At 39.8% G+C, this 11,848-nt stretch carries 9 protein-coding genes; 5 read left to right on the plus strand and 4 right to left on the minus strand.

The features are described from left to right. Positions 1-439 precede the first annotated feature (439 nt). The 3 genes from ATG71_RS06080 to ATG71_RS06090 are packed head-to-tail and all read left to right on the plus strand — an operon-like array spanning position 440 to position 3,848. Complete coding sequence (locus tag ATG71_RS06080) at positions 440-661, plus strand: DUF3311 domain-containing protein (protein ID WP_098438858.1); 222 nt, start codon at positions 440-442, stop codon at positions 659-661. Next, positions 661-2,127 (plus strand): sodium:solute symporter family protein, encoded by a 1,467-nt coding sequence (locus ATG71_RS06085; protein ID WP_098438859.1) that lies wholly within the window; start codon positions 661-663, stop codon positions 2,125-2,127. Before ATG71_RS06080 ends, ATG71_RS06085 begins: the two co-directional genes overlap by 1 nt. A 56-nt stretch (positions 2,128-2,183) precedes the next feature. Then, entirely contained in the window at positions 2,184-3,848 is a 1,665-nt protein-coding gene (locus ATG71_RS06090) for an amidohydrolase (protein WP_098438860.1), read from the plus strand. Between the two features lie 264 nt (positions 3,849-4,112). Here the strand turns inward: ATG71_RS06090 and ATG71_RS06095 are convergent, their stop codons facing one another. The 4 genes from ATG71_RS06095 to ATG71_RS06110 all read right to left on the minus strand — a co-directional run bounded on the left by ATG71_RS06095 (position 4,113) and on the right by ATG71_RS06110 (position 8,505). After that, positions 4,113-5,402, minus strand: coding sequence for a cytochrome P450 (locus ATG71_RS06095; RefSeq protein ID WP_098438861.1), 1,290 nt, complete (start codon positions 5,400-5,402; stop codon positions 4,113-4,115). Between the two features lie 66 nt (positions 5,403-5,468). Continuing rightward, a complete protein-coding gene (locus tag ATG71_RS06100; protein ID WP_098438862.1) occupies positions 5,469-6,506 on the minus strand; it encodes a S66 family peptidase in 1,038 nt (345 codons plus the stop codon). A gap of 83 nt (positions 6,507-6,589) precedes the next feature. Further along, the gene (locus tag ATG71_RS06105) at positions 6,590-7,621 is read right to left on the minus strand and encodes an asparagine synthetase A (RefSeq protein ID WP_098438863.1); all 1,032 of its coding nucleotides are present in this window, start codon (positions 7,619-7,621) and stop codon (positions 6,590-6,592) included. Continuing rightward, complete coding sequence (locus ATG71_RS06110) at positions 7,621-8,505, minus strand: class I SAM-dependent methyltransferase (RefSeq protein WP_098438864.1); 885 nt, start codon at positions 8,503-8,505, stop codon at positions 7,621-7,623. The genes ATG71_RS06105 and ATG71_RS06110 overlap by 1 nt, the downstream gene beginning before the upstream one ends. 203 nt (positions 8,506-8,708) lie before the next feature. Here ATG71_RS06110 and ATG71_RS06115 point away from each other — a divergent pair, with 203 nt between their 5' ends. Both ATG71_RS06115 and ATG71_RS06120 read left to right on the plus strand, forming a co-directional pair. Then, entirely contained in the window at positions 8,709-9,890 is a 1,182-nt protein-coding gene (locus tag ATG71_RS06115) for an alanine--tRNA ligase-related protein (RefSeq protein ID WP_179886471.1), read from the plus strand. 116 nt (positions 9,891-10,006) lie between these two features. After that, positions 10,007-11,791 (plus strand): alanine--tRNA ligase, encoded by a 1,785-nt coding sequence (locus ATG71_RS06120; RefSeq protein ID WP_286163119.1) that lies wholly within the window; start codon positions 10,007-10,009, stop codon positions 11,789-11,791. Positions 11,792-11,848 lie beyond the last annotated feature (57 nt).

An 11,848-nucleotide genomic window follows, 5' to 3' on the forward strand; every position in this document is an offset into this window, starting at 1 on the left:
TTTTAACAGTCAGGCCCTCTGCTTCCCTGGGTCACTTTTTGCAATCTGTATAAAGTTCCAGGGTAATTATTTTACATATTGTCTAATGAATAGGCAGGAAAATCAGGTGATAATTTTTATTAATAGTTTTTAGAAAATTAGATAAATAGGGAGGGATAAAAGGACATCTACTCTTGAAGAAATAAGGATCGCCGAAAAAACTTCGCATGTCACCAGATTTTAACCACCCATGATCCTCACACTTACCAGCGCGGCAAAGCAAGCGTTCGAGCTATGGAATGATACTTTGGTTCCAATGAGTGCAAGAATGTTAAATACATACATTCACCTTCCATTTTTCGGAGCGAATTTTGAGATGTTTCATTGGGCATTGAATGGCTATATCGAACGACTGTAAAATTAGCGAAAAAAAATGATAGTTAAAAGGAGCTGAGGTAGTTTGAGCAAAGCGACATTTAACAAGCTTTATATCGCCGTTGGATGCATTCCGTTTTTGGTCCTTGTTTTTCCTTTATTTGAGTTTGCGAATCGAGCGAACCCTATCATTCTCGGATTGCCGTTTTTGTTTTTTTGGGTCATCCTGTGGATTTTGATTACATTCATTGCTTTGCTTATCTTATATCGCTTTGACCCAGATCAAGATGAAGAGGAGGAGGTATGATGCCAGGATGGCAAATCGCACTCTTTATGATGATTATTTATCTTGTCATTGCTCTATTTGTTGGTGTGATGGCAGGAAGAGGCAGGGATGGCAGTTCTCTTGATGAATTTGCCGTAGCTGGCGGGAAACTCGGACTGTTTGTAATGTGGTTCTTGATGGGTGGAGCTGTTTTCAGTGCCTTCTCCTTTTTAGGCGCACCGGGTTGGGCTTATTCAAAAGGTGCACCGGCCTTATATATTATCACTTATACGGCATTCGCCATTCTGCCTTGGTATATCATCGGGCCAAAGATCGGGAAAATCGGGAAAAAGCATCGTCTTTATACCGTTGTAGGGTTTTTAAAGGGGAGATTCAACAGCCCGGTATTGGCCATATTGGTAGGCTTGATTGCTTTATTTGCCTCCATTCAATACCTGGCTACTCAAATGTCCGGCATGGCCATCATTTTTAACATCATGACGGAAGGCAGAATCCCTTTTTGGTTAGGAGCTCTATTATCCTATGGGATTGTTGTTGTGTATGTCGCTACTGGCGGGTTACGTGCTGCCGCATGGTCTGATGTGTTCCAAGGGTTGTTGATGATTATCATATCCTGGGTGGTTGGCTTGACCATCGTCTATCAACTTCATGGAGGAACGACGGAGATGTTTGCTACGATTGCGAGAGAGAATCCTGAGTTCCTGCAAATTGGCAAAGAAGGTTCGTCAATGGGTACCGTGGCGTATACAACGACCATTTTGGTTTCTGTCATTGGTTTCCTGATGTGGCCACATTTATTCTCTAAATCGTATGCTTCAAGTCCAAGGACGATTAAAAAAACGGTACTTGCTTATCCTATATTTGCCCTGTTTTTAGTGCCGTTATTACTTGTAGGTTTTGCAGCAAAAGGAGTAGTCGATTCCGGACAGCTTGAAAGTGCTGACCAGATCCTTCCTTATTTAATTACGACGGTCATGAATCTACCTGGATGGCTATATGGATTGGTGGGGGCAGGAGCACTCGCTGCAGCCATGTCAACGGCGGATGCCATTACCCATAGTGCCTCTTTGGAAGTCACAGACGGAATTGTCAAATCCATATGGAAGAACCTTTCTGATAAGAAAACACTATTGATCATGCGTGTTGGCGTATTTGTCATCGGTGCTCTAGCCTACTATATCACCGTTTTTGGAGGTCAGGGGTTAATTGCTTTGTTACTGGGGGCGTATGGATCGATCGTACAATTCGCACCAGGAGTTTATGGTGCCCTATTCTGGAGACGGGCCACGACACAAGGCGTCATACTCGGATTAGTTGTCGGTACCGTAGTGAATTATTATTTCCAGCTTGTCGCCACATCTACTCCATTTGACATTCATGCCGGGATTCTTGGATTAATGGCTAATATCGTCGTAATGGTTGCCGTGAGCTATATGACGAAGGCGCAACGTGAAGAAGATGTAAACAGGTATGTGGATGTAGCTTAATAGAGGAATCGTCAGGGATCCCACCTGACGATTTTTTTGCAAATAGGAGGGACACGATGAAAGCAGATCAAATTTTTGTGAATGGAGAAGTCATTACCGTCAATCACCATAACTCTGTAGAAGAAGCTGTAGCGGTTAAAGGGAACAGGATTATGGCAGTGGGTATGACAGAAGAAATACTGAAAATGGCAACCGACCATACAAACATCATTGACTTGAAAGGCAAATCATTGATGCCTGGATTCATTGATGCCCATATCCATTTGACCATTTATGGAACCAATCTTCTAGGTGTCAGCTGTATTGAGCCTCACCTCCAATCATTGGAAGACCTTTTTTTGGCATTAAGGAAAAAAGCCATGACCACTCCAAAAGGTCAGTGGGTCAGAGCCTGGGGGTTTAAAGAAAGTACGTTCAAAGAGAACCGGTACCCGACGAAGGATGAGCTGGATTCCATCTCCACTGATCATCCGATTGTCATTATCCGAACGTGCAATCATACAAGTATTGTCAATAGCAGGGCTTTGGAAATGGCAGGTATTACGGAGACGACTCCAGATCCTGAAGGTGGGATCATGGAGAAGAATCCAGATGGAAGCTTGACTGGACGAATGATTGAAAACGCGCATATGCAAATCTTCGAGCATGCCGGCTACAGTAATGAAGAAATCAGAAAAGGGATGAATTTGGCTTCGGATGAATTTATTCAATCAGGCATCACGAGTATTCATGATGCAGGTGGTTATGGTGAGGGTTCAGAAACCATAAGAATGATGCAACAGGCCATTAAGGCAGAAGAGGTGAAGGTCCGTGTCTATGCGATGATCGGTTCACTCACCAATTCACATGCATTTGTAAAGAAAATGGTCGATGCAGGGCCAATATCAGGATTAGGGGATGATCACTTTAAAATCGGCCCGGCCAAGCTATTTACAGATGGGAGCAGCGTCGGACCTACCATCGCTACACGTGAAGGATATACACATGCCCCGGAAGATAAGGGGATCATTTATTACAGTCAGGAAGAACTAAATCGTATTATGGGTGAGGCCCATGAGAAAGGATTTCAGTTAACCGCACATGCTCAGGGAGACCGGGCCATCGAAATGTTATTGAACTGCTATGAGTCAGCATTGGCCAAGCACCCCCGTGAAGACCACCGCCACAGGATCGAGCATGCCGGAATCGCTCCATCCGATTTACAAGAAAGAATGAAAAAGCTAGGCGTCGTCATAACCCCGAATCCTGTTTTTATCTATGCAAATGGAGATAAATATTTGGAGTATTACGGAGAACGTACCGATGTCATGTATCCTGCCCGTGATTTTATAGACCAAGGTATTATAGCAGCATTTGGTTCCGATGCCCCAGTGACCTTTTTAGACCCTCTTCTCGGTATCCATGCTGCAGTGAACAGGGTGTCGGTTGGAGGCAATGTAGTAGGGGAGAAGCAGCGGATCAGCGTGATGGAGGCTGTTAAAGCATACACGTGGAATGGTGCCTATGCTAGTTTTGAAGAGGGGAATAAAGGGAGTATTGAGGTTGGGAAACTGGCGGATTTCGTGGTTTTGAATAAGAGCATACTTGACGAGCCGATTGGAAGGATTAAAGATTTGGAGGTTGTGTTGACGATGGTAGATGGGGAAGTGCTGTACGATGCACAAAATCTTGAATCTAGCAGGAGCCACGGGGAAGTGCCTCGGCTCATTGGGAAGTCCTAAATTGAAGAGTTTGCCGAAGGGAGGAAAATGAAGAGGATAGACGGGTTGTAACAGTTGCAGGCGGCGAGGATTTTGGGTGTGGCGGTTTGTATTTTGTATAGGTTGAAGAGATAGAGTTGGCACCGTGCCCGTCCTACTGGGGAAAAGACACAACCAGGTGAAGTTGTTGGTTGTGTCTTTTCTCTTTACTAATACCTCTCTAAGGCAGCTAGCCAGGTTGATTTGAAGCTCTATTCAAATTTGGCTCAGGAGTGAATTGCACCATCATCTATTTTTATATTCTTTTTGGTTGGCTAAGAAACGCAATTCGTTAAATCCACTTTCCCATTCACGATCCGTATTGTGTAAAGAAGCCGTTTCTACCTTTTTTTGGTTAACAGTTATGTTCAAATTTCTTAGAGACCTGAATCCAAATGAATCATTCCATTTATAATCAACCACCTTAAGTTCCCTGATATCTTGGAAAGCTATAAATTCCTTTGCAAACTCCTGTAATGATACGGTAGTAAGCATTGCGCCAGAGCAGAAGTGTGAGCCGGTGCCAAATGTTAATGTTTTTTTGGTTGGAGAATCTAAGGAAATGTGATCTGGGTTATGAAATTTTTCGGAATCTCTGTTAGCGGCTGAAATAAGAAAGATGGCTTTTTCCCCTTTTTTAATGGTTTTACTTTCTATGGTGACATCTTCCCTGGCTATTCTGGAACAGAATGGGAAGGGGCATTCCAATCTGAGTGTTTCATTTACTAACTTTTCAACCGGAATAGATTTATTTTTCATTTCTTTAGGCAGGCAATGTAAATAATAAAAAATAAATGAGTTAATGGAACTAAAAAAGGGTTCATGTCCATCTACGGTAATATTCGCTATGATGGCAAGGCGGTCTTCACGATCCTCAACTGTTTTGAGAATCATATCCAATAGCTTATTTTCTTCATATAGATGTTCATCAATGATATGATTCAGTAAATCATACGTCTTATTGATAGAGGAGACTGTCAGATCTATCTCTTGTGGGCTTGGATTGGACGACCATAAGAAGCTTACTGCATTTGTTGCTTCTTGAAGGATTTCTTTATAGAGTTTACAGCTGATCCCAAGAACTCCGGACAGAACTTCATTTGTAAAAGGAATCGTCATTTCCTTTATGACATCTACGGAGGGTGAATTAGCTTGTAACATTGAATCGAGCAGCTTTCTTGAAACCTCCTTTGAAAGAAGTGATGCAAGGGAATTCATTTCAATGATTGGGGTTTGAACCTTCTTCTTTAGTGTCTGGTGTTCCGGGTTATCCATATACATGAGCCATTTATTGTAAAATCTTGTTAAAATTTCTTTGTGATCTGATAGAATATCTAAAGAGTCCACAAAAGCTTTTTTTCTATTGGCAATAAATCTTTCATCTTTCATATATTTAGAAACCAAGTCATAGTTAAATAGTAACCATGCATCTGCATCATCAGACCAAATTGGAGCAGATTGATCGATAGCTTCATTATAGAATGAAAATCTGTCCTTTGTTATTTGAGCCATTGTTGGATTATGTAGCTTTCCCACTTTAATTCCTCCATTACATATTAGTTGAAAAACGGTTAGTATACTGATGACATGAGTGATTCATTATCAATTTCCCCCGTTTAACTTCACAAGTGTAATCTCCTCTTTACCTGAATCGATTGAAATGGTAGAACCTATGGGGAGGGTGAACATAGGTGCTGTATGCCCTATGTCGAGCTCTGCTACAACGGGTATTTCTACATGATCATAGTGGAGTATTTCCTTTATAATTTCAATCATTTTTAATAAGTTGCCGTTGGGTATTCCCTCCATTTTCCCGATTAACAAAGCGTTAATTCTTTTAAAAACACCTTTAATCTTCAAGGACCACATGAGCATAGCCCACTTTTCAATGGAAACAGAAATATCTTCAATGAAAAGGATGGAGTTTTCAGGGATTTTGAAGTACTCCGTATTGATTAGTGGAAGTAAACTGTCGGTGTTTCCTCCCACTAAAAATCCTGATACTGTCGTGTTTTCTTTGTGTTTTTGTACCCATATCGGTCCTTTGTTTTCTGTCATTTTTCTCGACCGAGTTCCCCAGCTTGGTCCAATCCATTCAACAAACTCATCCGTCCATTCCGTTGGAGGCGTCCATTTATGGGGAAGGTTAATCGTTTGGTGTGCCATGGCTTGAAAGTGTTCCACAGTGTATTCTAATGGTTTAGGGTATTCTCCGAAGCTTGGAATGACCATTGGACCGTGAAATGTAACGATATCCGTTTTATGTGTAATGGCATTGAGCAGTACACTGCTATCAGAGTAACCGCAGATGAACTTTGGATGGTTTCGAATAATATCGAAATCAATGAAAGGTAACATTTCGTTGGTATTATAACCTCCTATGTTACAGAGAATTCCCTTGATTTCCTGATTTAAGAATAGAGTGTGTAAATGATTCGCTCTTTCAACGGGAGAAGCAGATCGATACCCGATGTGATTCTCTTCTATCTCCATTTCAGAGGTTTGATATCCAAGTTCATGAAGAGCTTTTATCCCGTTATTATATTGTTGTGGAAACTTGACATCCCCGGGGCTGCTCGGTGAAAAAAGGGCTAATGTATCCCCTTTCTTTAATGGCGGTGGCATTATTGTTTGTTTCACTTGATACACTCCTAATTATGTAAGAATTTAAATCTGAAAGAGGAGGTTTATTCACCTCCTCTTCGTTTCATTCATTTTCTAAATCAAGGGTTGATGGTTATCCCATTAAATCTTGGGATGACTTGGAAGTCACGAATGTCGTCCTGTTGGGTCAGCCATAAAAGAAAACGCTCAATCCCCATTCCAAATCCAGAGGTTTTTAAAGGATGCTTTTCCTTCATGTATACATACCACTCATATTCAGCTTCACTCAGTCCATGCATTTCAAGGGAGTCTCTGGTTTCAATAGCATTTACATGCCTTTCTCCAGCTCCAACTACTTCGCCAATGCCGAAAAGTAAATCTGCATTTTTAGCGTATTTACCTGTTTCCTCAACAGCTTGGTAAAATGGCACCGATATGTAATCATAATGGCTTACCCATAGCATACCGCCGTATATTTCAATCAACTTCTTCTCACCGTCAGATGTAATCGTTCTGAACCCCTCTTGATGGTGTTCAATGTACTCCGGTTTGTCTTCAAGAATTTTCGCCGCTTCTTCGAACGTAATGGTTGGAATGACCATTTTCTTATTTACAATACTGTGTACGTGATCTAGCGTTCCTGCAAATTCTTCTATTAAATCAGGGATGCGCTCAAGTAAATCCGAACATAGGTTATAGATGTATTCATTTACTAAATGGATGACATCTTCTAAACTACCCATAATCTCTGCTTCACTATGATAAAACTGACATAAATGACGTTGGTCTGCGAGCTCTCCTCTAAAAGAAGGCATGATGTAGTGAACGCCATCTTCTAAATATCTTAATAGATACTCAAGGTGGAATTGCATAGAATCAGATAAGTAGGTTTCAACACCTTCAAGGTTGATCTTAACCGGTAGGGAATCACTTCCTAGTCCCATAGGGCTCGTCACTGAGCCCGTTGTAATAGGCAAGCTGACGGTTCGGATGCCTTTCTTTCTGAAGAATTCCCAAGAAGAATGATTGATCTCGTCTTGTAGGATCACAAGCTTTTTATACCATTCATTTTGTAATGCAATTTTGTAATGGGAATCAGTATTTAACCAGGATTTAGGCGGCATCAACTTTTCCTTAATGGAAGTACTCATTAATTGTCCCCTCCCCATAACTTTGGTCCGGTAAGATTCCATGGATCGATTGTACCCTTTTCTAAGAATAATTCTTGTTGCTCATCAACATACTGATTCCTAAGGAGAACCGTCATAAAGGATAGATAACGATGATTTTCATTGAACACATTCATGATCTCAAACCATCGTTTATTGAAGCTTTCTTTTGTTTCAGAATCAAAATCTGCAAGTGCTGGTGAGCTATCAATCAAGCTTGAAGTGAATGATTGTAATACATCGGAAGAACGAGCCTGCATCTCTGTTTCTTCAAATGAATATAGCTCAAGTCCCGATTTAAGGAGCAAGTCTAACCAGTAATATTTAGTCCAAGGTTTTACCTCAAAGCCTAATACTTCTTTTAGGTTATTCAGAACCTCTTGAGGAACGTTTTTATGATAGAACAAGTGAGTAACTGATAAGAGACCATAAGGTTTGAGCACTCTTCTATACTCGGATAAGGCTTTCTCCCGGTCATGCTCAGGAATGAATGTATTGGCCCCTCCTGTTACAACCAGGTCAAACTGGTTATCTTCAAATTTAAGATCCGCTGCATCTCCTACTTGGAAAGAAACCCTATCTTGAATGAATTGAGGTTCTTTAGATAAAAGGTATTTGGATTTTTCAACGGCCTGAGGGTTTACATCAATTCCGACTACTTTACATTTTTTCATTTTGGCAATTTCGATAGAAGTAAATCCAGTGTTAGATCCAATCTCTAAAATTTGAGCGTTATCAGGTAACAATGCTTTAGATAATATGTTGTTGATGGAACGTTTGCCACCTGGGCATCTGTTTACTTCCTCTATGTAAGACAACAGATCTACATAAGACATGGAAGCTGGGTTGATTGAAGTTTTGGGCATAAGTTAACAACCTTTCTGGTTATAAAATAATTGTGAAAATATCCACTTATGTAAATATATTGCAAAATATTATACTAGTCAACTAAAAATATAATTAAAATTATAATATTTATAATGATTCAATATAAAATATTGATATTTTTAGACTATTAATATATATTATCCGTATGAAAGTAATTGATCATAGTGTGAGGGGGAGTCATATGATAGAGATTGCATCAGTTGAAGAGGTAGAAGCTGCTTATGTAAAGTTTTATAAAGAAAGAGGATACAGAATATATGGAAACAAACCTATATTGTCTAAGGATGATCCCACCCTTCTATTAGTGAATTCTACAATCGCGTTGTTTAAAGATGCCATTAATAATAGAGAATTCATTCCTGATACTGCTCAGGTGCAAGATTGCTTCAGGGCGAATGGTGACCTAGATAATCCAGCTATGATGCTCTATTTCAAAATGGTGGGGAATGTAGCTATGATAGACTCGATAGATAAAGTACTAAACGATTTCATTTCTTTTTTAACCGATATATGTAAGATTCCTTCTGAACGAATATACGGAGTAATAAGAGAAGACGATACAGATTTACAACGGGCATGGAAGACATCTCCCTTAAGAGAAAACCTAGAAAAGGTTAGTGTAGGGGAAGCTCTTCAATACTCAACCAGGTGGACATATGGAGAAGGGTATAACTTTACCGGGAGAGGGTTGACGATTGTATGCGATAATCCCTCCATTCCTAGTTGCGGTTCCCACTGCGATATTAAATGTCCTTGTGACAAATATCTTCAGCTTGGAAACCTGATTATCGTTGAGAGTGAAGAACATGAGAACAAATATCTTGATCTTGGGTTCGGCCTAGAAAGGATAGCTGCTTATCAATCGAATAATGAGACTTATCAATTACCAGAATTTCAAGTGTTGATTAATGAATTAATTGGCATAGGTTTGGGAGAGGCAGAATCGAAGAAAATTATTAATCTAGTAAGAGGTGCCTTTAAACTCATCGATGTAGGAGTTGTGCCTGCTAATAAAAAGGAAGGGTATATCCTAAAATCGATTATTCGACATCTAGCAAATGAATTAATTTGTCACGGAGGGAAGGAATTCAAGAAGTTGAATGATACTTACCACTCGGTATATAAAGTATTAGAAGGATTTGATAACGAGATAAATTCGAACAATAATGAATGGATTGTGAACGAAATAAACAAATATATTAATAGTATCGGAAAGGGAATAAACCAGGCAAAGAAATATATAAAGAAAAATAAAAACCAAGATAAACGCCTAATGAAGAAGGAATTAACTTCTACTTATGGTATACCGCTATTTTTAATAGAAGATTTAATCAAGGAAATCGAAGAATTGACTTTAGCCTGAAAGATATAGGGAAATGGATTAATATAAATTTAATTATAACTATTAAAACAATCTATATTTTGTAGTAATATATTTAATAAGCATTATATATAAAACAGAAAGAGGGTAACTTGATCGTGAAGAAATATACTTCTAAAGAAATACGCACGAAATATTTTGATTTTTTTAAGCAGAAAGAACATAAAATTATTTCTGATTATTCAATCGTTCCGGAGAATGATCCCACTGTACTGTTTACCACGGCTGGAATGCAGCCGTTAGTGCCTTATCTGTTGGGAGAGCCTCACCCCCAAGGGACAAGAATAGCCAATGTTCAAAGATGTATAAGAACAGGAGATATTGAAGATGTAGGAGACGATACCCATGGTACGTTCTTTGAGATGTTAGGAAATTGGTCGCTTGGTGATTACTTTAAGCAGGAATCAATCAGATGGAGCTGGGAGTTTCTAACCTCGCCGGAATGGCTCGGCATTCCGAAAGAAAAGTTGTACTTTACCGTATTTGAAGGTGATGAAGATGCTCCAAGAGATGAGGAATCATTCAAGTTGTGGAAGAGCTTGGGGGTACCGGAGGACCATCTGTTCTTTATGCCAAAAGAAGAAAATTGGTGGGGGCCTGCCGGAAGTACCGGTCCTTGTGGACCTGATACAGAGATGTTTTATGATACAGGGAAGCCATATTGTTCGATTGATTGTGACCCATCTTGCAGCTGCGGGAAATACGTTGAAATTTGGAATAATGTATTCATGGAATATTTTAAGAATGAAAATGGGGATTATAACTTTTTGTCCCAAAAGAACGTTGATACTGGGATGGGGATGGAACGAATCTTAATCGCATTGAACGGGGGCACCATTTACGATACGGACTTGTTTTCTGGCATAGTAAACATTACGAAGGAACTTTCTGGGAAACAAAAATTTAGTGAGAAAGATCAGCTCTCTATAAAGATTGTCTCTGATCACTTGCGGACTTCCACATTTATCTTGGGTGACAGGCAGGGGGTAACTCCATCCAATACTGATCAAGGCTATGTTCTGAGAAGGTTAATCAGAAGAGCAACCAGACATGCAAAGTTACTTGAAATCCAAGATGGGAAAATTGCAGACATTTGCAAAGTGGTCATCAAGCAATATCAAGACATCTACCCTGAACTCCTTCACAACAAGAATAGGATATTGGAACAAATCGTGCTTGAAGAGCAGAAATTCAACCGAACGATCCAGCAGGGGATGAAAGAGTTTGAGAAAGTCGTCACAAAAATGAGTAATCGCACTAAAATTGACGGTAAAACAGCATTCAAATTATACGATACATATGGCTTCCCGGTTGAATTGACGTTGGAGCTTGCCAAGGAAAAAGGGTTGGGAATAGACATGAAAGAATATAACCTTCACTTCGAAAACCATCGTAAGCAGTCACAGTTGGGTGCTGAAAAGAAATTTAAAGGAGGTTTGGCTGATAACTCGGTTGAAACAGCGAGGCTTCATACTGCCACCCATTTATTGCATCAATCATTGCGTGAAATACTAGGGGATTCTGTTGAACAAAAGGGTAGCAATATTACAACTGAGCGCCTACGATTTGATTTCTCTTTTGATCGAAAAGTCACTAAGGACGAGCTTAAACGAATAGAAGATTTAGTTAATCAGGAAATCAGTAAAAATCATTCCATTAAGAGTGAACAACTATCGGTGGATGTAGCGAAGCAAGAAGGTGCGATCGGCCTGTTCTCATCTAAATATGATGAGGTTGTAACAGTTTATTCTATTGGAGATTTCTCGAAGGAAATTTGTGGGGGGCCTCATGCAGATCATACTGGGGAACTTGGTAAGTTTAAAATTAAAAAAGAAGAAAGTTCTTCTAGTGGTGTACGACGAATAAAAGCTGTTCTTTGTTGATCGGGTATTTTTTCTTCTTAAAGACCGTCTGAGCCATTCTTCTAAGGATGTCCTGAA

The organism is Bacillus sp. es.034 (genome assembly GCF_002563655.1).
In the GTDB taxonomy this organism is placed as follows: domain Bacteria; phylum Bacillota; class Bacilli; order Bacillales; family Bacillaceae_B; genus Rossellomorea.